This window comes from Aquimarina algiphila, assembly GCF_947494415.1.
In the GTDB taxonomy this organism is placed as follows: Bacteria; Bacteroidota; Bacteroidia; order Flavobacteriales; family Flavobacteriaceae; genus Aquimarina; species Aquimarina algiphila.
Genome location: NZ_CANLVC010000007.1, coordinates 555026 through 581326, shown reverse-complemented (window position 1 = coordinate 581326; position 26301 = coordinate 555026). Strand labels below are relative to the sequence as shown.

The 26301-nt window shown below is 32.9% G+C and carries 12 protein-coding genes and 1 tRNA gene; 2 read left to right on the top strand and 11 right to left on the bottom strand.

What is annotated here, in order from left to right; translation table 11 throughout:
- Positions 1 to 73: 73 nt before the first annotated feature.
- Both folE and PQF96_RS17165 read left to right on the top strand, forming a co-directional pair.
- On the top strand, positions 74 to 772 hold the full coding sequence (gene folE / locus PQF96_RS17170) for a GTP cyclohydrolase I FolE (protein ID WP_271767582.1): 699 nt from the start codon (positions 74 to 76) through the stop codon (positions 770 to 772).
- Between the two features lie 103 nt (positions 773 to 875).
- Positions 876 to 1046, top strand: a complete 171-nt coding sequence (locus PQF96_RS17165; protein WP_109438762.1) for a Lacal_2735 family protein — start codon at positions 876 to 878, stop codon at positions 1044 to 1046.
- A gap of 273 nt (positions 1047 to 1319) precedes the next feature.
- Here PQF96_RS17165 and PQF96_RS17160 read toward each other — a convergent pair whose 3' ends face one another.
- The 11 genes from PQF96_RS17160 to ftsZ form a co-directional block, all read right to left on the bottom strand.
- A complete protein-coding gene (locus tag PQF96_RS17160; RefSeq protein ID WP_271767581.1) occupies positions 1320 to 2234 on the bottom strand; it encodes a PorP/SprF family type IX secretion system membrane protein in 915 nt (304 codons plus the stop codon).
- A 4-nt stretch (positions 2235 to 2238) separates the two neighbouring features.
- Positions 2239 to 8823: a BspA family leucine-rich repeat surface protein gene (locus tag PQF96_RS17155; protein WP_271767580.1), complete on the bottom strand. Its 6585-nt coding sequence runs from the start codon at positions 8821 to 8823 to the stop codon at positions 2239 to 2241.
- 562 nt (positions 8824 to 9385) lie between these two features.
- Positions 9386 to 11134: an acyl-CoA dehydrogenase family protein gene (locus PQF96_RS17150; RefSeq protein ID WP_271767579.1), complete on the bottom strand. Its 1749-nt coding sequence runs from the start codon at positions 11132 to 11134 to the stop codon at positions 9386 to 9388.
- An 11-nt stretch (positions 11135 to 11145) separates the two neighbouring features.
- Complete coding sequence (locus PQF96_RS17145; protein ID WP_109438766.1) at positions 11146 to 12399, bottom strand: MFS transporter; 1254 nt, start codon at positions 12397 to 12399, stop codon at positions 11146 to 11148.
- On the bottom strand, positions 12396 to 15320 hold the full coding sequence (locus PQF96_RS17140) for a beta-ketoacyl synthase N-terminal-like domain-containing protein (protein ID WP_271767578.1): 2925 nt from the start codon (positions 15318 to 15320) through the stop codon (positions 12396 to 12398). The genes PQF96_RS17145 and PQF96_RS17140 overlap by 4 nt, the downstream gene beginning before the upstream one ends.
- Positions 15321 to 15351: 31 nt before the next feature.
- Complete coding sequence (locus tag PQF96_RS17135; RefSeq protein ID WP_271767577.1) at positions 15352 to 20424, bottom strand: non-ribosomal peptide synthetase; 5073 nt, start codon at positions 20422 to 20424, stop codon at positions 15352 to 15354.
- 5 nt (positions 20425 to 20429) lie between these two features.
- Positions 20430 to 21164, bottom strand: coding sequence for a thioesterase II family protein (locus PQF96_RS17130; protein WP_271767576.1), 735 nt, complete (start codon positions 21162 to 21164; stop codon positions 20430 to 20432).
- Between the two features lie 1479 nt (positions 21165 to 22643).
- Positions 22644 to 23495, bottom strand: a complete 852-nt coding sequence (locus tag PQF96_RS17125; RefSeq protein WP_271767575.1) for an alpha/beta fold hydrolase — start codon at positions 23493 to 23495, stop codon at positions 22644 to 22646.
- Between the two features lie 129 nt (positions 23496 to 23624).
- Positions 23625 to 23698, bottom strand: a tRNA-Arg gene (locus PQF96_RS17120).
- 18 nt (positions 23699 to 23716) lie between these two features.
- Positions 23717 to 24166, bottom strand: coding sequence for a GatB/YqeY domain-containing protein (locus tag PQF96_RS17115; RefSeq protein WP_109438779.1), 450 nt, complete (start codon positions 24164 to 24166; stop codon positions 23717 to 23719).
- A 126-nt stretch (positions 24167 to 24292) separates the two neighbouring features.
- On the bottom strand, positions 24293 to 26275 hold the full coding sequence (ftsZ, locus tag PQF96_RS17110) for a cell division protein FtsZ (protein ID WP_271767574.1): 1983 nt from the start codon (positions 26273 to 26275) through the stop codon (positions 24293 to 24295).
- Positions 26276 to 26301: the final 26 nt, after the last annotated feature.

Here is a 26301-nt window from a genome sequence, read left to right as displayed (position 1 = left end):
TCTTTTTTTACAATCTTTCTGTATTTAATGATGACAGTTAATTTTTATCAATTACAGTTCTAAAAAAACATAAATGAAACTAAAAACCGAAACTTTATTAAAGCCTAATGGTTACAATTTAAATGGTTTTTCTATAGATGAAATAGGAGATGATCATATCAGTACCGGAATAGAAACCCCGATGAAAGAAAATGCTTTTGAGTTATCAAATAATGAAAAAAAAGAACGTATCACTCATTTGTTTGCAGAAATTATGGACGTTATGGGGTTAGATTTATCAGATGACTCTCTTAAAGGAACTCCAAAAAGAGTTGCAAAAATGTATATTGATGAAATCTTTTCGGGATTGGATCCACAGAATAAACCGAAGATTGCATTGTTTGATAATAAATATAAGTATCAGCAAATGTTAGTTGAAAAAAATATCACATTTTATTCTAACTGCGAACATCATTTTGTGCCTATCATTGGTAAAGCACATATTGCATACATTTCATCAGGTAAAGTGATTGGGTTATCAAAATTGAATAGAGTTGTACAATATTTTGCAAAGCGGCCTCAAGTACAAGAACGATTAACAAATCAAATCGCAATAGAACTAAAACAAGTATTAAACACAGAAGATGTTGCGGTTATTATTGATGCTAAACATTTGTGCGTATCCTCGCGAGGAATTAAAGATGATACATCTGCAACAGTAACCTGTTATTATGGAGGAGTATTTAACACACCTAACAAGATAGCAGAATTACAGAACTATCTCAATACTTAAAAATTGATAAGAAAGAGAAACTAATAATAGAAAATTATGAATTTCTTAATGTAAAAATCATGAGGCATCAAATGTGTACTACAATAATATTTAAAAACTAACTATGTTTGGATTATTTAAGAAAAAAAGTGAAACCGAAGTTTTGCAGAAGAAATATAAAAAACTGATGAGTCAATGGCATGAATTATCAAGTATTAACAGAACTGAAAGTGATAAGAAATACGCAGAAGCTCAAGCCATTCTTGAACAAATAGAAGACATCAAAAAGGCATAACATAAAAGCTATGGTTCTTAAGCTGTAAGCCTAAATAATTAAAAAAACTTGTATCTTTCATTTTATACTGTATCCTTATTTCATCTCCAAGTAAGATTATTAGAAAATGAAAGTAAAATCCTTAAATAAATTGGTTTTATATTATATCCTATGGTAAAAATAGATTCAACAATGGTATCATGTATCACTATAGCTATAAAAAATAAATCACTTAAAACTTGAAAAATGGTCTGACTTTGGTAATTGTTTATCAAATGAATGAGATTAACAAAACTAAAATCCTTTGCCAGATTTATAGGTTAGTATAAAACCATTGGTGTCGTTAAAAGGAGTATTTCTGTCAAAAGCAGTATAGGTGTAAGCAAAGCGCCAATTTTTAAACAAATAAAGTCCGATAAGAGCATTCAATGAAGAACTACTTCGATAACCTGCTCCTATTTCTATTTTGTTTTTATAATTAACAGATACATTAAAATCAAACTGAGCGGGAGCATCTGGTTCAAACTTGGCCAATACACTTGGTTGGACACGTATTTCTTCAAACCTACTAAAATATAACCTATATCCTCCATACAAATAATAAGGTGTTTGGATATTTACATTTTGATCAGAATTTATACTATTAGCCCCTATATTTTGTGCTGAAAAACCAATATAAAGTTTATCATGATTATAGAGTACTCCCAAACCAAAAGTTGGAACCGTTACATTTACATCGTTTTCAAAATTTGGATCCCCCTGTATATTTAAGTGTGATAAATCTTCATTTAAAAAAAGCATCCCCGTAGTAAGTCCAAAAGATAAAACATTAGGGTTATAGTTCCACCAACGAGCTCGATCATAATTATGATCAAAAGATATTTTATACGCATACGAAGCGAAGACTGTTCTTACAGAAGTTACACCGATTTGATCACTTATAAAACCTCCGCTAATTCCAACATTTTCTTTAAAAACATTTGTACTAAAAATACCCGAAAATGTTCTTGGGTTTCCTTCAAATTCACTTAAATATCCGAAGTTACTTATACTCACCTCAGTGTTTTGATGATAACCAGAGTGAGCAGGATTAATTAATACTTGATTGTAATAATAATCAGAAAACACAGGTGTTTGCTGAGCCTCTATAGTATTATTATATAAAGACAAAAGAAGTATTGCCAGTATACGATATCTAAATTTTGTCATAAGGTTATCGTTTTAAAACTAAAAAACCTTTTAGTTTTTTTAGAGTATTACTTTGAGGAATATTAATATTAAAGAAATAAGTACCTTCTGGTAATTGACCTCCCCCCAGATTAGTTAGACGATTGGCATCTCCTCTAAAGACTCTTGAAGTATTATTGTAACCTGAAATTTTAAATACCATATCACCCCAACGATTGTAAATAGAAACAGTATTATCCGGGTAATTCTCTATTCCGTCAATTTCCCAGAATTCATTAATTCCATCGCCATCTGGTGAAAATCCGTATTTGGTATTATCTTCTACAACTATTATTGGATTTTCTGTAGTAAAACTTTCTTCAATACACCCAGTAGCATCACTTGCAGCATTATAGGGTGTAATCGCTACAAATATTTCTGTGTTTTCTGGTAAATCATTTCGTAAATCAAAAGTCGTCATATTGCTTACATCCTGATTGTCTACAACATCATTACCTCCTGAAGAAGTCCCTACAGTAATTCGATATCCCGTAGCATCGGCTACCTCATCCCAAGCTAGATTAGTATCTATCGATACATTTCTAGCTCCATTAGTTGGTGTATTCAAAGTAGTACAACCAAGAATTATAGTCATATTTTCTGTAGTAAAACTTTCTTCTATACACCCTGAAGCGTTACCCACAGCATTATAAGGTGTAATTGTTACGAATATCTCTGTATTTTCGGGTAGATCATTTGGGAAATCAAAAATAGTCATACCGCTCACATTCTGATTGTTTACAATATCATTACCTCCTGAAGTAGTCCCTGCAGAAATTCGATATCCCGTAGCATCGACAACCTCATCCCAACCTAGATTAGTATCTGTCGATACATTTCTAGCTCCATTAGTTGGTGAAGTCAAAGTAGTACAACCAAGACCAGTAGATAAGGTTTCTGTACTAAAACTTTCTTCTATACACCCTGTAGCATTACCCACAGCATTATAAGGTGTAATTGTTACGAATATCTCTGTATTTTCGGGTAGATCATTTGGGAAATCAAAAGTAGTCATATTGCTTACATCCTGATTGTCTACAATATCAACACCTCCCGAAGTAGTCCCTGCAGAAATTCGATATCCTAAAGCATCAGTTATCGTATTCCAAGCTAGATTAGTATCTAATGCTATATTTCTAGCTCCATTAGTTGGCGTAGTCAAGGTAGTACAATCTGGAAGTATAGCTGTAGTTTCTGTTGTAAAACTTTCTTCATTACATCTTGTGGCATCTCCAAAACTATTATATGGGGTTATGGTTACAAAGATTTCTTCCCCTTCTGGTAAATCATTCATTAAGTCGTATGTAGTAACATTATTTACATCAAAATTATTTAAGATATCAGTTCCTCCAGCAGTCGTTCCAACCGTTACTTTATACCCATCTGCATTAGCACTTCCATTCCAGGTTAAATTAGTATCTATTCCTATATCTACCGCTCCATTTAAAGGAGTAATAAGTGTTGTGCAAATTGGCGGAGTATTTAATGTTGATCCACCTGTTCTAAAGTTTTCTTCTAAACATCCGATTGCATCTCCAACGCCATTATATGGTGTAATTGTCACATAAAAAGTTCTATTTTCACTAAGATCACTTGGGAAATCATAGGTAGTTACATTTTTAACATCAATATTATTTGCAATTTCAATACCTCCAGGTGTAGTTCCTACTCTAACCAAGTATCCAGTAGCTCCATCAGAACTATTCCAACTTAAATTGGTATTTACAGGTACATTAATGGCATCATTTAGCGGATTAGAAATAGTGGTACACAGAGGTGCAACAGGAATCAGTTCTGTTGTAAAACTTTCTTCTGTACACCCTGTAGCATTACCCTGTTCGTTATAGGAAGTTAGGGTTACAAATATTTCAGTATCTTCTGGTAAATCATTAGACAAATCAAAAGTCGTTACATTACCGACATCTTCATTATTTAGAATATCGCTACTACCAGCAGAAGTCCCTATCGTTAAAAAGTATCCATCTGCATTTGCAATTGCTCCCCAAAAAAGATCAACATCTACTTCAACATCTGTACTATTTGCAGAAGGTCTGGTAAGCATTGTACAACCAGGAACTGAAGCAGAATTCATCGACAAACTAAAAGTTTCTGCAACACATCCTGTAGCAATACCTTCATCATTTTTAGGTTCAATAAGAACCCGTACACCTGTAGAACCCACAAGCGTATTGACTGCAAATTCATAAAACTCAGTGCTTACAGTTTGGTTAATTACTACATTACTTGGTAATAAAGTGATTGTTAAGTCATATTCTGTTGCGTATAGTGCTGGACTCCAAACAAGGTTAGTATTTACAGGAATATCAACAGCTCCATTTTCTGGTGAGATCAACTGTGTACATTCTGGAATAGGACAATCCCGAATATCTCCTGTAAAAACCCATCCATAGGTATCAATCATAGATTGTCTTTCTTCTATACTATCACAATAAGGCAAGGTTTCTGCACCAAAATTAATCCCTGAAGTTAAAGCTTGTGTAGACCAGGCAATGAGTGTATTATCATAGTTTTCTCGAGTAAGTGCTGTGTTATCCAGCATATCACGCATATTACTAACGTTACTCACATTCCAGCTATCCAAAGATTGATTAAAAGTGGATGCTCCCTGGAACATTGATCTCATACTAACATTACCAATATTCCAAGTGTCCATCGCTTGATTATAAGCAAGAGCGCCAACAAACATAAAATCCATGTTTTGAACTCCATTTATTCTCCATCCATTAAGGGACTGATTAAAAGCAGACGCACCATTAAACATACTAGACATCGTAAGTACACCTCTTACATTCCAATTATTAATAACTTCATTAAAAGTAGTTGCACCTTGAAACATACCTTTCATAGTTGTTACCGAGGCGACATTCCAAGAGTCCATCGCTTGATTATAAGCAGTAGCATTTCTAAACATTTCTTCCATTGTTGTAACAAATGAGACGTTCCAAGAATCTAGATTTTGATTAAACACAGTTGCTCCACTAAACATTTCTTTCATATTTAGTACTTCTTCTGTATTCCAATTTTCTAATGGTTGATTAAACAGAATTGCATCTTTAAACATACCTTCCATATTCGTAACAGAAGCTACTTCCCAATTACTTATTGGATTATCAAATATTGATGTCCCTTTAAACATGTATTGCATTAGAGTAACAGAACTTACATCCCAGGTATTTAATGGTTGATTAAAAGCTATAGCATCTTCGAACATAGAATTCATAGATGCTACTGCACTTACATTCCAATTACCAATGGGTTGGTTAAAAACAGTAGCCCCTCTAAACATATTATTCATGGTTACTACAGAGTTTACATCCCAGTTAGAAAGTGGTTGATTATAAGCAATAGCAAACTCAAACATACCTCCCATAAATCTAACATTAGTAACCGCCCAATTATTAATATTTTGATTGAAACTAGAAGCATACGAAAACATACTAGACATGTTTACCACAGAAGTTACCTGCCATTGATCTAAAGGTTGATTAAATGAGTTTGCACTTCTAAACATACTGGACATATTGGTTACATTACTCACATCCCAAGTATTTAAAGGTTGGTTAAATGAACTCGTAATGTTGAACATATTTTGCATATCAATTACTGTACTCACATCCCATAAGTCTAAGGGCTGATTAAACTGTTTTGCATTGTAAAACATTCTTCTCATTGTAGTCACTTTTCCCATAGTCCAACTATTTAGCTCTCCATTAAAAACCTCTGCAGAACTAAACATTTCTTCCATCTCTTCAACATTGCTTACGTCCCAATTATTAAGTGACTGATTAAAACTTCTAGCATTGGCAAACATTCTTTTTGTAGTAGTCACTTTAGCAACATTCCACCTATTTAAAGGCTGATCAAAGGCTTCACTATCGTTAAACATATCACTCATATTAGTAACATTTCCTACATCCCAAGTATTTAATGGTTGGTTAAAGGCTTTTGCGGTGTTAAACATATTAGTCATGGTAGTCACATTACTTACATCCCAATTATCTAATGGTTGATTAAATATTTCGGCCTGATAAAATAAATTTGCCATGTTTGTCACGTTACTTACATCCCAATTATTAATATTACCATTAAATAATTTGTTCCTTCTAAACATGCGAGCCATGCTAATCACATTGGATAAATCTGGTACATCGATTGCGTTATATTCCATATTATCACAAAACCAAAAAGCTTGCTGCATAGTTTGCCAGGGTTGTGTCCCCCATTGATCTACAGAGATTAGTTTTTTATTATCTCTATCTGTTCTCCCGTAAGAATGCGCAGGATAATCCCCTATAATTGCAATGGTATAAATCCCCGGGATTAAATAGGTATGTGTAATTTCATTCGTAACATTATTATCATATTGATTATCTCCCCAATCAATAGAGAAATTGAAATCATAACCTCTTACGGTTTCAATGATCAATTGGTTTGCTGCACTTGAACTTCTATCTAAATTCCTGGTATCTACAGTGAATTTAAAGGCATCCGGACTATTTACCCAACTTTCTACTGTTTTAAATTGTATTTCTTCACATCCTACAGCAGGCCCTTCATCGTTATAAGGTATAACGGTTACAAAAACATTGTCCCCAGGAAAAAATTCATTGGTAAAGTCTACTCCAACTACATTACCAACATCTTCATTATCATAAATTACTTGTATTATATCTCCTGCATCATTTTCTCTTCGTATACTTATAAAATATCCTGTGGCATTAGGCGCCGGATTCCATCTAATATCAGAATTAGCAGGTACGTTGGTATCTCCATTTACGGGTGATATAATTGAAGTACATAATACAAAAGAGCAATTAACAGCATCGCCGCTAATAGTCCAATTATGATCATCTATGAGTTCTTGTCTTGCAGTTAATGCATTACAATAGGTTAAATTTAAAGCTCCCAAGGACACGTCATTCATCACATTTTGAGAAGCCCAACCTATGAGTGTATTATCATAGTTCTCTTGAGTCATACCTGTATTATTCAACATATTAGCCATACCCTCTACACTGGTTACATTCCAAGACGCTAAATTTTGATTAAAAGCTGTAGCCTGGTTAAATGTGTTGTTCATAGCAGTTACATCGTCTACATCCCAATTGTCTAATGGTTGGTTAAATAGAGTTGCTCTAAAGAACATAGATGTAATATTGTTCAAGCTAGTTGTAGTCCAATTATTAATTGATTGATTAAACTGAGAAGCATTAAAAAACATTTGCTCCATATTGGTAACCGAGCTTACATTCCAGGTAGTTAGCGGCTGATCAAAGGCTGTACAATTTTTAAACATTTCGCTCATATCGGTAACTTTACTTACCACCCAGTTACTTAGAGGTTGATTAAAAATCATGATTCGGTTATCGCCAGAAAACATTCCTTTCATATTGGTAACATTACTAACATCCCAATCGTTGAGCGATTGATCAAAAGCTCTGGCTCTCTCAAACATTCTACTCATATCTGTAACATTCTGTACATTCCAATTATCCAATGGTTGATTAAATGATGCACATCTAAAGAACATCGCACTCATAGTTTCAACATTTTCTACATTCCAATTATTGAGTGGTTGATTAAAAATCATGTCTAAAAAGCCAGCGAACATCTCTGACATATTCGTCACTTTGCCAACATTCCAACTATTGAGGGGTTGATCAAACTCACGTGCTCTATAAAACATTCTAAACATAGTGGTTACGTTCGCTACATTCCAATTATCCATGGGGTTATTGTATCGCAAAGCGACTTCGAACATCCTCGACATATTGGTCACATTACTCACATTCCAAGCATTAATATTTTGGTTAAAACTTGTGGCTGAATTAAACATCCTGCTCATATTCGTTACAGATGATGTATTCCAACTATCCAAAGGTTCATTAAAATTGGAGCTTTGAAACGTTTCTGACATATCTGTTACCCTACTTGTATTCCAATTAGCCAAAGGTCTATTAAAACGAGTATTTGAAAACATTCCAGAAATGTCTGTTACTGTACTTATATCCCAATTATTCACAATTCCATTGAATACGTCACAATCTCGAAACATATTTTTAAGACTGGTTACTCGAGATAAGTCTGGAGAATCTATAGCATCAAAGTTTAAGTTTTCACATCCATAAAAAGCATTCTCCATAGTCTGCCACTCGATAATACCCCATTCTAGAATCTCGATGATTTTCTCCTTATCCCCTGTGTCATTAAAATAAATAGCAGGAAAAGCACCACTTATTTTCACGGTATAACTTCCTGCTGTGGCGTACGTATGCGTTATATCACCTGTTACCCCTGTGTTACTACTTCCATCACCCCAATCAACAGTATAATTATAAGTAAAAGCCGGGTTAGTAGGTATTGTAATTTCATTGTTTGCAGAACTACCTGGTTGCGTTGTATCCCATATCGAAGTAAATTCACCTATAAAACTAGAGAACTCCAATTCTTCGTTATCTGATTTTAAACAAAAACTATAGCAAGTGGGTAAAATAAACAGATAACATATTACAAAATATAATAGCGTACGTAGGTGTATATTTTTTATCATAAGTACGATTTAAAAGGTCAATTTTCTCTTTACTTTTGAATTAAAAACAGTTCACATCTGACTGAATTTATTGTGTACGCAAAATGAGTGTCAACAATATTTAAGTAAAGTCTGATAATCCTTGTTTTTATTATCATCAAAACTATAGATAAATCTTAGCGAAGGCGTTTCAAGTTATAATGTGGAACCTGAAAATGTGGCTTAAATACTCCTTTTTCTATGTATCGAAGGTGTGACAGCTACTATGTTTTGGAATACTTTATTAAAAGAAATTTTACTTTTAAATCTATTTCATAGCAGATAAACAGAAGATGTGTTCTTGATAATTTGAAGTTTTTATTACCCCATTAATTTGATTTATTATATAGAAGTATATAACCTTACCTGATAAAACAAATTTTAATCAAAAAAGAACTTTTCTAAAAGTATATAATTGGAATCCAATATGAAGAGTTTGGAAGATCAATACTACAGGAGAACCTTAAAAAGAAGCCGAGTTTTAGAGTCATAAACTCATTTTACTCGGCTTACTTCAAGTGTTAAATACTTTGATCACTTCTCCCTAGATATTTTCCAAAACTATGGTATCCAAATCTCCATCCAAAATACGATTCCCAAGTATATTAAAAGGGTTTTTATTTTCTTGTTGTAATTCACAATCCAATTGATGCCAATATGATTGAATTTTCTGCAATGAATCTATACAATAGGTTTCTGTCAGCATATTATAATCATTAGCTAATTCTTTATTTGCAGCGTTAGTTCTAGACAAACAGCAGGATATAAGATATATTTCTCTAACAATTTTGTTTGTCAAAATCATGATTCTTTGCTTGGCAAATAGTTCTTCTTTATCAAATGACTTCACCAGATATTTAATATGATTTCCTAACTTAACGACTTCATCATTTACTTTTATAAGATGCTCTTTATTTAGTGATGATAAATTCTGTGCTTCTTTAACAATCTCTTCTGCTACACCAAAATTATTTTTAACTACATCGATATCAAAATCACTATTATAATAAAATGCTTCTAACCAAAGTTGCGTGGAACGATTATCTATCTGAAAATCAACCCCTCCCGAAATTCTTAACCCTCTTATATCTCTAAACACTTGTTCTAACTCTATTGCAGAATACCCTATTTCCTTTTTGCTTTGTGCTTTTTCGTACCCTTCTGCTCCAAAAACAGCTATCGTCCTATCTGCGATATGATTTGCAAATAATGTAGTTATATTTTTTGTAGAAAACAGTTCCCACCATCTATCCGCCAGATTTTCAAAATCTATATTGATTATTCCCCATTTTATAACAGATTCCATAGCAAATATTTCTGCTGCTGTTTGAGATATTTTTCTTTGTATTTCTTCATATTCACCCAAAGAAATTCCATTAATTTTTTTCCTATTACAGAAATCCTTCATCCATGTCAGGCATTTTTTAGAAACAGCTAACGATGCAGAAGTAAGAGAAAACATTCTTCCCAAAGCACTAATAGGCTCTAATAAAAATGTATCTCTCCAATGCCCCTCTTTCATAGACACCATTTTATTTTTATGAACTTTTACATTATTAAAATTAAGCGCTGCTATAGGAAACCCTCTTAGTCCCATGAGATCATGAACCTTATCCACAGAGAACCCCTGATTTTTAGTATCTACAATAAACAAGCAACCTTCATCAGTACCATCTTCTTTTGTTACCGTTGTAGAAACGATAAGAATATCTGCAATCGATCCATTAGCTATATATACCTTTCTACCATTAATGATATAATGTTCACCATCTTCGCATAGTGTTGCCGTAGTACTTACTAATCGATTTGCAGCACCTGTTGGTTCTGTATCAGCCCAACCAGAAAAACCTCCATTTCTTAATTCTTCTGATATATAATCTTTAAGATATCCTTCGGGTAAAGCGCTGAGAATAGAACCCGCACCAAATGCATTATGTGTGGCTAGAGTAAATCCGGCAGGAAAACAATTACGAATAGCTGTTTGCAAAATTCTAAAAGTATTATAATGAGATAATTCGTGCCCATCATATTCTTTAGGCAATTGAAGACGAGTAAAGCCTTCCTCAGTTATTAATTTTAAATATCTAGCAGGTAACATACCTGTATCCTCAATATCTTCTTTTTTTACATTTTCATTAAGAATTTGATCAATTCTTTCACAAAACTTGTCACCAATCTCTTTCTCTGATGCCGATTGTTCTGGAAATGCTTTGACCATATCCCATTTAAAAATTCCTAGATAAACGTTAGCAAGAAAGCTTTTTTCAATATTTTTTGACCAAAGGTAATTCATAATACATTTTTTTAATGAGTATATATTTCTTTAAGTGATTTAAGTGATGTGTTTTTTGAAAATAATATAGGTATTGATGATAAAATACTTCCTATTGCTGCCACCAACAAAGTGTTTCTAACTCCAATTTGTTCTCCCAATAAACCTCCAAGAAAAGCTCCAAGAGGAACAGTTCCCCAAATTATAAATCGAATAGTTGCATTCATTCTTCCCATTAAATTTAATGGTGTAATAGCTTGTCTAAGACTGATTTGATTTATATTGAAAACCGCAATATTTAATCCTGCCAAGGAAAGTGACAAACCTATAATATACATAGCGTACTCCCCTTGTACAAAAGGTAAAATCAATAACGAAATTCCGGGAAGAATAGAAGATATCGCTAAAACCTTACCCAGGTAAAATTTATTGACTATGATTTTATTTATAAACGTCCCTAGGATAGCTCCTATATTACCCATGGATAGAATAATTCCATATTCAAAGGGAGATAGCTTTAAGGTTGATAATATATATATTGGTAAGATAGCCTGAATCATACCAAATAAATCGAACATATTGGCAATACTCATAGAAATAGCTATGGGTTTCAAATACTTATTTTTAACAACGAACCTTAATCCTTCTCTAATTTCACTGAAAATTCCAGGTTTTTTTTTGTCTAAAACTGTTTTTTGCTTAGGTATTTTTATATTATAAATAAAAATACCGGACAAAAAATAACTTATCGAATCTATTAGAATTGCAATGGGTGCAGAAAATATTTTGATCATGAATCCTGCTATGGTTGGTCCAACCATCTGCGATGTTGTATAAGAAGTCCCCAATTTACTATTACCTTCTGTTAATTGTTCTTTAGGTAAAATTTCTGGTAAGAAAGATTGATTACTGATATCAAAAAAAACAGTAAAAATCCCATTACAAAAAGCGATGATGAACAATAGTGGAATAGTTAGAAAATCCATACTATAAAGTATAGGAACTAATATTAAAATTGCTCCTCTGCACATATCACAAACGATCATTAACCTTTTAATAGATAATCTATCAACCCAGGCTCCCGCTGGAAGTCCAAATAGTAAAAAAGGGAGATAAGACATCGCTGTCAATAAACCAACTTGTAATGTAGAGGCATTTAACAATTTAATTGCGATAATTGGGAGAGCCACTACAGTCACTTGTGTCCCAACAAGACTTAAAATCTGTGCGACCCATAGCTTTTTAAAATTACTATGCCCGAATAAGCTTTTCTTGTGCGCTTTCAATGTTTCTTATCAATTAAATTAATAATCTTTGATGCCAAAGCAGATGGAGTGGGTGTTTTAAAAATTTCGCGCACAGATAACTTTACAGCAAATGTGGACTTTACCTCTTTAAAAAGTTTAAGTGCCATTAGAGAATCTCCTCCATTATTAAAAAAATTAGAGTCACCCTTTATTTCTTTATTTCCAAGAATTCTAATGAAAAGTAATTCGATTTGTTTTCGTATTTGTTCTTCATTACCTGGTTTGATAGGATGAGGTTTTGAAGACAATTTTTCTATTTTATTTTTATCAGAATCTAAATGAGTATCGGTTACAGAATAATTTTTATTATCAAAAGCATATCCCGGCAATGCTACTCGCCAAGGTTTTTCTAATGAATAAAAAAACTTCCAACGTACCGTTACACCAGCTTTCCATAGTTCTCCTATGCTTTCCAAAAAACCAATGTATTCTGAAACCTCATCTTTAATGTGTGGAATACTTCCAAATATCTTACTTTCTTCAAAATAAGAATTCTGATTGATTAACGTAGATAACGTTTGCCCTGGCCCAAGTTCCAGAAAAGAATAATCTCCCTTTTTGAGGATAAAATCACAACATTTTTTAAAATCAATAGTATTTCTCAAATGATCTACCCAGTATTGAGGATTTGTTGCTTCGTTAGCCTCCAACGCTCTTCCATAATGATCAGATATCATCATAATTTTAGGAGGGAAGAATTGTAATGTATGCATGTACTCTGAAAAATCCTTTAAGAATGGATCCAATAGATGAGAATGCGCAGCGCTCTTAATATGAAGCCATCTATATTCAATATTTTGTGCTTCAAGTTTAGTTATATATGTTTCAAGATCTTTTTTCTTACCAGATAGCACAGTTTGATTAGAGGAATTTCTAGCCGCGATCGAAACGCCATATCTTTCTATATCCTCATTGACTTCTCCTAGAACTGCAATCATTGCACCTTGATCTATACGTTCTAGAATTCCTGATCTTTTGACTATGATTTTTATAGCAGTTTCTAATGAAAATATCCCTGAAACCACTGCCGCTGCATAAGCACCTAAACTATGACCTAAAACCATAGCGGGTTTTAATTCAAGAAGGGTCATGTAATATTGTGACAATGCATATTCTATCGAAAATATTGCTGCCTGCGCATAAGTCATTTCATGAATTTGATCTCCTTCTTCCGAAAAAAGAATGGTTTTTAAGGGTATCCCAAAACTCTCAAATATATCGAAACACTCATCTAAAAAACCTTTAAAAACAGGCTCCTGATCATACAACTGCTTCCCCATTTGATTATATTGCCCACCCTGACCTGAAAAAACAAAAACAAAGGAATCCTTATTCGTCGTTAGAGGTATTTGTCCAAAATCAAATTGAGACTTGATATGTAATTCATTTATCAGTTCTTTAAAAGATGACGCAACAACATAGGTTTTATATGGCAATGGTGAACGACCCGTTTGCATGGTCCAGGCTACCTCCTCAAGATAGACATCTTTATAATCAAATTTTGAATATTTGTTTATTAGTCTTAAGAGTGCATTTGTTGTTTTTGCTGAAATCGGAAAAACGAATTTTTTATTAACGTATATCTCTTGTTTCTCTTTTACAAAATTTTCTAAAATTGCATGAGCATTGGTTCCTCCAATTCCTAAAGAACTAACTGCCGCTACTCTTCGATTTGATTTCCAGTTCTTGTTTTCTGAAACTACTTCGAGACGACTGTTGGTAAAATCAATTTTAGAGTTTGGTGTGTTAAAATGAAGGCTTGCCGGAATTATCCCGTTACTAACCGTTAATGACGTCTTTATTAACCCACAAATCCCTGCTGCGGCATCGGTATGTCCAATATTTGATTTTACAGACCCTATCCAACATTTATCTTTATGATTTGTAGTAAGAGAGTTATACACTTTATTTAGTGCTGTGACCTCGATAGGATCTCCTAATTCTGTTGCGGTACCATGAGTCTCAATATATTGTACATCTCCGGGAATAGTGTCTGATATTTCAAGAGCTGTATTAAATACATCTACTTGTCCCTGAATACTTGGCGCTGTAAATCCGATTTTAAGATTACCGTCATTATTTACAGAGGTTCCTCGTATCACAGCAATGATATTATCCTTATTTAAGACAGCTTCTTCAAGTCTTTTTAACACCACAACACCTACTCCATTACTCGCAACCGTTCCATTAGCCTTTTGATCAAAAGCTCTACACTTTCCATCTTGAGATAGAACTCCACCTTCCATATATTCACTAAATATTGGGCTGGCATGAACACTAGAACCTCCAGCCAAAGCAATATCACAATCTCCTAACAAAAGGCTATTACAAGCTTGATGTACTGCAACCAGAGAGGTCGAACAAGCAGTTTGAACAGTGATTGCAGGGCCTCTTAGTCCCAATTTATAGGCAACTCTACTAGATAAAAAATCAATTCCATTTGCCAGCCTAAGTTGCCACGATGTTGTTTTACTTCTAACTTCTTTATTTTCTTCCAGAGTTCTTAGATAATCTGTTTCACTAGATCCTGCATAAATGCCAATTAATCCATTAAAATCTTCAATCATTACACCTCCTTGCTCTAAAGCTTCATAAGCACAAGTAAGAAACAATCGCTGTTGAGGTGACGTGATAACAGCTTCATTATCAGAAAACTTAAAAAAATCTGCATCAAATGATGTTTCTTCTCCAAGGACTCCAAAAGATGTAATTAAATCCTTGGAGATATTTTCTTTTTTTATATTGAAATGAGATGCTATTTGTTCTTTGGAAAAATGACTAATGCCTTCAAGATTCTCTAATAGATTGTTCCAAAAAGAAAAAACATCTGAAGCTCCTGGGAACTTCCCGGACATTCCTATAATTGCAATTTTTCCTTCTAAATTATTGTTTGCTGTCATTATTTCGTTCGTGATCTATCAATAATAATTTTTATACATTTTTTATTCTAACTCCTCTACTCATAGCTTTTTTCCTAAGTGAAGCTCTATTATTGTTTTCTAATACGGTATCTGTCTTTTGATCATTTCCATTGATATATTTTGAAATGTCGACAATAGTTGAATATTCAAAAAATGTCATTATAGGAATGTTCACACCTATTTTTTCTTGTATTAGCGATTGCATTTCTACAATTTTTAAGGAATGCCCTCCCAGATCAAAAAACTTATCGGTTACAGAAAAATTAGAATGCCCCAAAATCTGATTCCAAATATCTATAAGATGTTTTTCTAACTCGCTGCTAGGTCTGATATCTACAGGGTCTTTTTTACTTTCCAAAGTCGGAATTGGTAATTTCTTCTCATCGATTTTACCATTAGAAGTCAACGGCATGTTATCTAATTCAACAATATAAGTTGGAATCATATATTCAGGTAATTTCTTCCTAAGATTCGCTTTAATTACTTCACTATTCCTATTTTTTATTTTCTCATTGCTTGTATAACAACAAATCAAATGTTCATCATTATTATAAACACGTACAAAGGTGTGCGCCTTTTTTACTTCCTCAATCTCCTGTACATTTTTAGTTATTTCCTCTAACTCTATTCTAAATCCTCTAATTTTTACTTGTGTATCTCTTCTACCAATAAAATATAACTCTCCGCTTATTAGAACACGTACCATATCCCCCGTTCTGTATATTTTATCTTCTTTATGATTTGAATATGGGTTAGATATAAACGTATTTTTAGATAATTCTTCATCTCCTAAATAACCACTAGCGAGACCATCTCCTCCAATATATAATTCTCCTACACCTCCAATGGGAACCCTATTTAGTTGATCATCTAAGACATAAATAGTCGTATTTTTAATGGGTTTACCAATACTTGGCAATGAAGAAATTTTACAATATGAAGTAACTTCTGATGATGTTGCAGTTATAGTAGTTTCTGTTGGGCCATATTGATTATACAGTTTCCAATTTATATCTTTTGAAGGTCTCACGGTGAGCTTCTGTCCTCCAGTCAACATAATTCGTAAATCTGATTTTGACGGCCATTTTAATTGTAGTAATCTTTCTACCAAAGGGGTAGGAACATCACAAACCGTTATCTCATTTTCTATAATAAATTTTTGTAATGAAGTAGGGTTTAGTATATCCTCCTTTTGCACATTATATAGTGTTCCTCCCACGGCTATTGGCGGCCAAATTTCAGCTAATGAAGCATCAAATCCAGATGAGTATAGCAAAGTAGATTTATCTTTAGAGGTTAAAGAAAACTCTTCGATATGCCAATTTATATAATTGAGCAATGCTTTTCTTGGAATCATAACTCCTTTAGGTTTTCCTGTAGAACCAGAAGTATAAATTACATAGGCCAGATTGCTACCAGTAACATTTAATAATTGTAGATCTTCTAAAGATAGATATTCATTTTCCGAAATTAAAGAGGACAAGTTGATTATAGAAATCATAACGTCCATAACTACCTCTTTTTCTATATCTTGATTTGTTATAACCCCTTTACAATTGGCATTTGTTAGAATATATCTTTTCCTTTCAGATGGAGTATCTGGTGTAATAGGAACAAATGCAACTCCATATACTAAACATGCAATTTGAGAAGCAATCATAGATACACCTTTATCCAGATGTAATCCTACAATATCGTTTTCTTTTAAATCTAAGGAAGATAGATGTTTTATGATGCATTTTACTTGATCATATAAATCCTTATACGTAGTCATACCCTCTTGAGAATGTAAAGCCACTGTTTTGTCATTCGATTTAAAAGTTTTTAATAGCTGTTCATAAGAATTAATTTTTGATTGAGTTGAATTTTGATCATCTTTTGTATTAAAATGAGAGGCCATCATTTTAAGTTCTGTATTACATACAGATGGTATTTCCTCTACAGCTTTATCATAATGATCAACTAAGTTTTCTAGCAAAAATTGATAGTTATTTACCATTCTAACCATGCTATCCCGCTCAAACAGTCCTTTATTATATTCCCAAATAATATTGATTCTGTTATCTACAAAACGTGAATTCCCTTGATACCTTTCTGATTTTGGAATAATTACTACATCGATATCTTGCTTTGCCGAGCTATTGCCTTCTTCATGAATTGTACATTTAGCATTCCCTAATACTGGTTCTACAACAGGGGCATCATGAAAGCTAAACATGGTTTGAAAAATAGGATTATAACTTAAGTCTCTCTTGATATTTAGTTCTTTCACGATATTAGGAAACGGACAAGATTGATGTGTATGAGCCTCCATAATTTCATCTTGTATATACTTTGCTAATTCGAGAAATGAGCTTTTTTTATCCATTAGGCATCGAATCACGATTGCATTAACAAACATGCCGATTACTCTTTCAGTTTCATGAGGTTGGCGATTGGCTACCGCAGAACCTATATTAATATCGTCTTCTAAAGTATATTTATGTAAGAGCAATGCAAAAGCTGTAAACATTGTTGAAAACAAAGTAACTCGATTGTTTTTACTAAAACCCTTAATTTTTTCAGACAAGGATAATGGGAGGTCAAATCGTATTTGGTCTCCTTTAAAACTTTGAATTTTGGGCCTGGCAAAATCTACTGGTAATGGTGTAAGTCTTGGTGCATCTTGTAATTTATTTTTCCAAAAATTCAAATGCTTATCCATTGCACCAGAATTAATCTTATTGCGTTGCCAAATGGAATAATCTGCATATTGAATAGCCAGAGGTGTTAATGAAATCTTATTTCCATTAACTAAATCATTATAAATGGTATGTAATTCGTTCATTAATAATGAATATGAGACTCCATCATGAACGATATGATGCTCAATAAGTAAAAGGTCAAATAATTCATCCTCAATTTGAATCAAAGTGAATCTACATAACGGCAGCTGTTTTAGGTTAAAAATATGAGCAAGTTCTTGATGCTTAATTTTACTTCTTTCATGCTCTTTTTCTTCATTTTCATATGATCTTATATCTATATGGTCAATAGAAAAAATAAAATTAGGATGTACTTTTTGTTTAGGTTTCCCATCCTTCTCTTCATAGGTAGTTCTTAAAAGTTCATGTCTGTTAAAAATTTCCTGTAATGTCTGTTCCAGAATTGGGATGTTAATGGCTCCCTTTATTCTAAGGCTAGTCTGAGCGTTATAAGCATTACTATTGGGAGCATATTGTTGAAGAAACCAAACCTGTTCTTGCTGAACAGACAATGGGATTTCTCCTTCTTTTCTTATTTCCTGAATATTTGCAGATTCTGAAACCTTATTTGAACTTTCTATTATTTTTACTAATTGATGAATCGTTGCATTCTTCCAGAAATCTTTAATCGTAATTTCTATTTTATAAGTTGAACGAATTCTTTCTAAAATTTGAATTGCTGCCAATGAATTACCACCCAAATTAAAAAAGTCTTCATGGATTCCTATATTTTTTCTCTTAAGTATTTCACACCAAAAACAAACCAGATTTTCCTCTAAAGGATTAGAGGGTGGGTCTATTTTTCTATTATCTAATTGTTGAATTTCAGGGTTTGGGAGTTGTTTAGCATCAATTTTACCATTTTTATTCAAAGCAAAATCATGAATAAGTATCAATTTTGTAGGAAGCATGTATTTGGGTAATAGTGCTTCTAAGTGCGTATAAATTTCTTGCTCTCCAGGAGCTTGTCTATATATTTTAGGACTAAAATATGAGACCAAATAGGGAGTTTTATTTTGTTGATTATCTTCAAAAAAAACTTTGGTATAGGCTTCTTTTATATCGGGATGTTTTCTGAGGCTGACAGTTATTTCCTCAATCTCAACTCTATTTCCAAGAATCTTAACCTGATTATCGACTCGTCCACAGAATTCGATATCCCCATCCTTAGTCCATTTACCCAAATCCCCAGTTTTATACATAATTGTATTTACAGATGTTCCAAAAGGATTTTTGATAAATTTTTCTTTGGTCAATTCAGGATCACCATAATACCCTTTAGCTAATCCTTCTCCGCTTATAAACAACTGTCCTATTTCTCCATCATTTACTTTTTCCTGATACTCATTAAGTATGTACACTTCTGTATTTTTTATAGGTCTTCCAATAGTAGGAGTTTTATAGGTATCTCTATGATCTGATAATACTTGTCCTGCAGTTGTGCATACCGTATATTCACTAGGACCATAATTATTGTATATTTTAAACGGTATATTTTTATCTGGAAAACTGTACATTTTGTCACCTGCAACAATCATTGTTCTTAATTGACTTTCTTTTGGCCACTCTAATGTGAGCATTATTTCTGCTAACGGAGTAGGGATAAAGCAATGATGAATTCGACAACTTGAAATCCATTCTACTAAATAGGAGGGTAACGTTTTTTTCTCCGGATCAGGAAAAACAATAGTTGCTCCTACCATTAAGGCAGGCCATATTTCACCTATAGAAGCATCAAAACCTGAAGCAGCAATCGATGATACTCTTGATTCCTGATCAAGTCTATAATAATTAGCTTGCCATTTACAGAAATTGTCTAAACCTGCATACGAGATTTCGACATTTTTGGGTCTACCTGTAGAACCGGATGTAGAAATAATATACACTGATGCATCAGATTTGAAAGTATTAAAATCCTCAAATTCTAATGCATTGAGAGGTATATCTTCATTTTTTACATTATTAATATTTAAGGTTTTAAACCTTTTATCAAAATTGGTTTCTTTAAAAGTGATTAATAGCCTAATATCCAAATCTGATAAAATAGCCTCTACTCTTTTCTTGGGTGTATTTGGCTCTATGGTAACAAAAATTTGTTTATTCAGTAAAACCCCTAATTGCGAAGCTATCAGGTCATATCCAGAAGGAAGAAAAAGTGCAATCACTTCCTGTTCCTTAATATCTTTCTCTTTAAGTATTGACGATACGGTGATAGCTCTATTAATAAGCTCACTATAAGAATAATTAATGTTATTTGAAGTTAATGCTATCTGGTTAGGAATTTCAATAGCATTCTTAATAATCTTCTTTAAAAAAGATGTTGCTGACTTTTCTTCCATAATGTTCATTTTAGAATAGTTTTAAGTGTATTGATAAATACATCAAAGTTTTTTTGATAATAAAAATGCCCTCCATTAAAAAGATGCAGTGAGAAATTTGATAAAGTATGCTCCTGCCAAGTTTCTAAAGCATTAATCGCTATAGAATCTTCGGTTCCTCCAAAAACATGAATATCTGTATCTAATGTATCATTTGCAGATGGAGTATGAGTTCCTAAAAGAGCAATATCTGCATTAACGATCTCCACATAGAGTGCTATCAGGTCTTCATCTTTAGTAAACTCTTCAGCAAGTTCTTCAGATAAACTGTACATCATATCAATTAATTCTACTTCATCTACAATTTTCACTCTATCTTTATAAGAATTAGAAATAGGAGATGGTAGCGCAGATACTATGATAGATTTTGGAGTTGGTAAATTATTTTTTTCAATTTTTTTAGCAAGTTCATACGCTATAAGAGCCCCAAGACTGTGACCAAAAAAAAAGAAATTTCCAGAAATTGATTTCCAATCCAAACTATTAAAAATTGATGTCACAAGCTCCTCCAGAGTTTTACTAAACTCTTCTGCTATTCTCGAACCTCTGCCCGGATATTGAACGCCTATTACTTCAAATCCCTCTAAATATTTCCCCCAGTTCATATATAATCCAGGACCGCTTCCACTATGTGGAAAGAAAAAAATTTTAGATTTATCCCCTTGATTTTCTTTAGCCCCTTTTAAAAAGATATTGCTCATAAACAAAAAATAGTATTACATAAAATGTATTAATAATTCATTATTGCCTGATATTCTATTAATGTATCTTGTAAAAAAATGTTACCTGATTTTTTTACTTATTTTTATTTTTTTCCAGAGCTTTCTTTACAACAAAAAGCTCCATTACAACATATTTATCAACGATTACCTCCCTCAACCACCTCAGACGGTATACAATCCAATATTTACTAATGAGGTAGTCACAAGTTTTTTACTTGATATAATCTATAGCGTTAAACATTTAAAGTTTCTATCAAAAAATTAGAAGGGGTTTTAAGGCATGAAGCCCTATTAATTGTACCCTAAAACTATTACAGCAAAAATATTTTAACTCTTTTACAACTTTAAATAGGGTTGGAAAGTAAGTGTTGTAAACAAAAAACATTTTTGGATTAATAATTATTGATAATCTGTAATATTATAACATAAAATTTTTGATGTCTTTATATTGGTCACATTACATATTATACGTCTACTAGCAAGAGGTATATAACCTCCTTCAATACTTAAAGGTTTGTTTTCCAAAATAGTTACTGTACTTTTTTCAAGTTTTAATACTCTTTTTTATAATGATAGAATTACCCAATATTAACACTTGTCATTAATAAGTTAATCATATGAATATTAACATATTGTAAACTCAAAAAATGACTATAACATCAAACAACAGATATCATCAAGTAATTTTTAAATCCCATTTAAAGATATTTTAATGGTAATACCTCGGCAAGAAAACTTTCCTGAAATTTATAAATTCCATGTTGTAATTTGATATGCATTTTATTTTTAAAAAAATAAAAATCAACACATTACAATGACTTCATTTCTAAAAAGAAACCTGAGTAGTACAATTTTGGATTTTTAATTAACTTATTACTTTTAGAGAGATTAATGTACATTCTATTAAACCAATTTTTCTCAAATTAGGTTTTAAAATCTCTCGTATTGCCAGGCTTTTTAGAATTAAAATAAAATATTTATTGATTAGAAATACTAAAAATGCTATCTGAACAAATTGTTTTATATTTCCTGTTTACATCATATAATCTCTTAAAGAATATTGTATGATGTAAAAAAGCAGGACAACATTGTCTCGCTTTGGTAAAAATTGCCTTAAAAGTGACTCACGAGAGATTAACTAGCGTTGATCCCATTACACTCACTACTGCAAATAAGAAACCACGAGCTATCGCTCTAGTTCTTTATTTTATTCCAAAGCTTCAAACTACGTTTGGCTTTTCCATAAAATAAAGAACCACGCCAAATGGCGTGGTTTCTTGCTTGATGTGACCTCGAGCATTCACGGTTCAAACTTTTTAACAAAATATTTGGAAGAAATTTCAGAGTATGCGAAAGATCATCAAGCCTTACTGATTGCTTGTTAACATTATTCCATAATAAAATACTTTAATCTTTTTATAACTTTTGAAGAAATTAAAAAATCTTTGTTAGCTACAGTTATTTTCGCAAAGTATACTTAAACGGTTCTGTTAAGAATCGGTAAACAATTTGATTAAAAATATAAGGATTATTCCTTGGAGCTCCGTGATTAATTCCAGGCATGATACAAAGTTGTCCTTTGGGAAGGTCATTGAACATTTCTATCGCGTGTTCGTTTTTGATTATATCTCTATCTCCTACCATTATTAAAACGGGAGCATTAATGTTTTTCAAGTCAGAGTTTTTAATATTAGGCTGAAAAACCAGCATTTCATCAAGTTGTAATTCAAGTTTCCAATTCTTAGAAGTATCTCCTTTTTCTATCATCTTTTTAGATTTTTCAATACTCTTTCTGACGTATTCAGGAGCATAACTATTAACAGCTGTGGTATCTGGCCTTAAGTTTGCTCCCATCGCTACTATATTTTTTATTTTAGTATTATTGCTAATACCCATTTTTAAACCAATGATACCTCCGTCACTCCATCCTAGAATGTTTACTGAATCTAATTTTAAATGACTTGATAACTCTTCCCAATCTTTTGTAATCTGCTTATAAGTCAATGAGTCGGTTTTCAGTTCTGATTTTCCGTGCCCTCTGCTATCAGCAACAATTATTTTATACTTGGTCTTAAAGTAGTCAATTTGATGAGACATTGACTTGATATCTGCACCATTTCCGTGTATAAGAAGAAGAGGCTCGCCTTTTCCGTAAACCTCATAATACATTTTTATTCCGTTTATTTTTGCATATTTTCCAGCTCTATCATTATTCCCATAAGGAATGTCAAATTTTTGTTGTGCATTGGAAGTGCATAAAATAAATACAGAAAGAAGAAATATTACTTTACTCATGAATGTTTTTCTCATTGTTTGGTTTTAATTGTTGCTAACAATGTTATAATAGCAAATTCTATTATTTCTAGAATATAAATGTAATAATATCCAACAAAAAAGCGAGACAATATTGTCTCGCTTCGGTAAAAATTGTCTTAAAAGTGACCCAGGAGGGATTCAAACCCCCAACCCTCAGAGCCGAAATCTGATGCGCTATTCAGTTGCGCCACTGGGCCTGTTTAATTTTTAATTTCTTATGATAATTTACTTTTTACTATGGTAGATATTGTTTTTCCGTCTGCTTTTCCTGTAAGTTCTGCATTAGCCATCCCCATTACTTTACCCATATCCTTCATACCTTCTGCGCCAGTCTTCGCAATAATATCAACGACTACTTTTTCAATCTCTTCTTCTCCTAATTGCTCAGGTAAGAATTGCTCTATTACCGCTGCCTGTGCCAATTCTGGTTCTGCCAAATCAGTTCTACCTTGTTCTGTAAAAATTCCTGCACTATCTTTACGTTGTTTCACTTGCTTTTGCAATAATTTCAATTCTTGCTCTTCAGAAAGCTCTTCTTGTACTCCACTTTCTGTCTTAGCTAACAAAATAGCAGATTTTATAGCACGTAATGATGTTAATGCATTAGTATCTTTAGCTTTCATAGCTTCTTTCATTGCGGTCATTACTTTTTGCTCTAAACTCATCTTATTTGATTTTGATCTTTTGGATTGCGAAGATAAAAAATAAACCGATAATCAAAGAGTAGATCATCGGTTATCTATAACTTTTTATGGATTCTAGCTTGCACCAGATATCAATTAAAACATCTTTTAATCTACATTATCATGTAGAAAAGAATTGTTTTTGCGCAATTGTATATCGTCATTACTATCAGTACCCAATGAGGTTCTGGATAATCCAGCATCATCAGGCTTAGCATCTACATCAATTCCAGCTCTTTTATAAGCGGGTTCCTTCTCAATATCATCTATATTAGAGCTATTTCTGAATTTATAATTAAACTCTTTCATTTTTGCTCTACGTTCTGCGGCTCTAGCTTTTAAGGTTTCAGAAATAGGTTGATCAACAGGGTCTACATTTTCCTGTATTTCTGTTTCTGGAGAAGGAGCTACAGTTTTCTTTTCTAAAACGATTTCCTCTTCCTCTATTACCTCTGCAGGTTTTGCTTCTGATAGTCGTTTTTCCTCTTCCATATATTCTTCTAGACTATATCTACGGCCTCCACCAGATATTGCCTCTCCCGTCGGAACAACCTCTATTGGATCTTTAACTTCTAAATCTAGAATATCATCACTCAAATCAAAAATTATTGGTTGTTCTTCCTCTTCATTTTTCTTTTCTTCATGAACCTCTATCGGAGCAATTGGTTCTTGCTCGCGTTCTTCTTTGTTTCCTCCAACAGGCATATCAAATGCTAAAGCAAACTGATCTTCTTTATCTTCTGCTGCACTTATTTCCTCTTCATCATTAACTTCTATTTGCTTAATAATATCCTGTGCATTAATGATCACAAAATCATTTTCTGAAGAGAACGCATCAACAACCTCATACGACACATCTATATTTTTCAACAAATCTGAAGTCGGTATTAATGGATTATCTTCATCTACTTCTTCATCTTCTATCAATTCGTGCTTAATGATCAAAGGTTCTTTTTTTTCTTCTTCTTTCTTTGGCACAGGAGATCTCAAAGGAGTAACAGCGCTACTTGTTGATTTTGGGGACAAGTTTTGTGTTGCTGCTCTTTGTTCGTCTTCTAACGTATGGATTATTTTCTTAGTTTCAGTATTCACAATTTCATCCTGCTGCTCTACATCAAATCCGGTAGCAATAATAGTTACCGAAATTGCTTCTTCTAAAGATTCATCTTCTCCAACTCCCATAATAATATTGGCTCCATGACCAGCTTCCTGTTGGATATGATCATTGATCTCTCCAATTTCATCAATTGTAATTTCTTCTTTACCAGATACGATTAGCAGTAATACATTTTTAGCCCCGGTAATTTTATTATCGTTAAGTAATGGTGAATCTAATGCTTTTACAATAGCATCATGAGCGCGTTTATTACCAGAGGCACTAGCAGACCCCATAATTGCTGTACCACTATTACTTAGAACCGTTTTAGCATCACGTAAATCTATATTTTGTGTATAGTGATGTGTAATTACTTCGGCTATACCTCGAGATGCAGTAGCAAGAACTTCATCGGCTTTGGAGAAACCAGCTTTAAATCCTAAGTTACCATATACTTCTCGCAATTTATTGTTATTAATCACGATTAAAGAATCCACATGTGCACGAAGTCGCTCTACTCCCAACTGAGCTTGTTCATTACGCATACGTCCTTCAAATTGAAAAGGAATCGTTACAATACCTACTGTTAGAATATCTAACTCCTTAGCCATTTTGGCAATAATAGGAGCAGCACCTGTACCAGTTCCACCACCCATACCTGCGGTGATAAAAATCATCTTGGTATTCGTGTCCAACATTGTTTTTATCTCTTCATAACTCTCAACAGCAGATTGTTCTCCTACCTCTGGATTGGCACCAGCACCTAATCCTTCTGTAAGCGAAACTCCTAACTGTATCTTATTAGGGATCGAGCTATTTTCTAACGCCTGTGCATCTGTATTACAAATCACAAAGTCAACTCCTTTTATCCCTTGTAAGAACATATGATTGATGGCATTACTACCACCTCCTCCTACTCCAATCACTTTAATTACATTTGATTGATTTTTGGGCAAATCAAACGAAATATTTTCAAACTCCTCATTTTTACTCATAATTGCTAATTTTCTGGTTCTCCTAC

Excerpts from the sequence above, each read along its gene's own strand:
- folE (WP_271767582.1), top strand. The coding sequence starts at position 74 with ATGAAACTAAAAACCGAAACTTTATTAAAGCCTAATGGTTACAATTTA.
- PQF96_RS17165 (WP_109438762.1), top strand. The coding sequence starts at position 876 with ATGTTTGGATTATTTAAGAAAAAAAGTGAAACCGAAGTTTTGCAGAAG.
- PQF96_RS17160 (WP_271767581.1), bottom strand. The coding sequence starts at position 2,234 with ATGACAAAATTTAGATATCGTATACTGGCAATACTTCTTTTGTCTTTA.
- PQF96_RS17155 (WP_271767580.1), bottom strand. The coding sequence starts at position 8,823 with ATGATAAAAAATATACACCTACGTACGCTATTATATTTTGTAATATGT.
- PQF96_RS17150 (WP_271767579.1), bottom strand. The coding sequence starts at position 11,134 with ATGAATTACCTTTGGTCAAAAAATATTGAAAAAAGCTTTCTTGCTAAC.
- PQF96_RS17140 (WP_271767578.1), bottom strand. The coding sequence starts at position 15,320 with ATGACAGCAAACAATAATTTAGAAGGAAAAATTGCAATTATAGGAATG.
- PQF96_RS17135 (WP_271767577.1), bottom strand. The coding sequence starts at position 20,424 with ATGGAAGAAAAGTCAGCAACATCTTTTTTAAAGAAGATTATTAAGAAT.
- PQF96_RS17130 (WP_271767576.1), bottom strand. The coding sequence starts at position 21,164 with ATGAGCAATATCTTTTTAAAAGGGGCTAAAGAAAATCAAGGGGATAAA.
- PQF96_RS17125 (WP_271767575.1), bottom strand. The coding sequence starts at position 23,495 with ATGAGAAAAACATTCATGAGTAAAGTAATATTTCTTCTTTCTGTATTT.
- PQF96_RS17115 (WP_109438779.1), bottom strand. The coding sequence starts at position 24,166 with ATGAGTTTAGAGCAAAAAGTAATGACCGCAATGAAAGAAGCTATGAAA.
- ftsZ (WP_271767574.1), bottom strand. The coding sequence starts at position 26,275 with ATGAGTAAAAATGAGGAGTTTGAAAATATTTCGTTTGATTTGCCCAAA.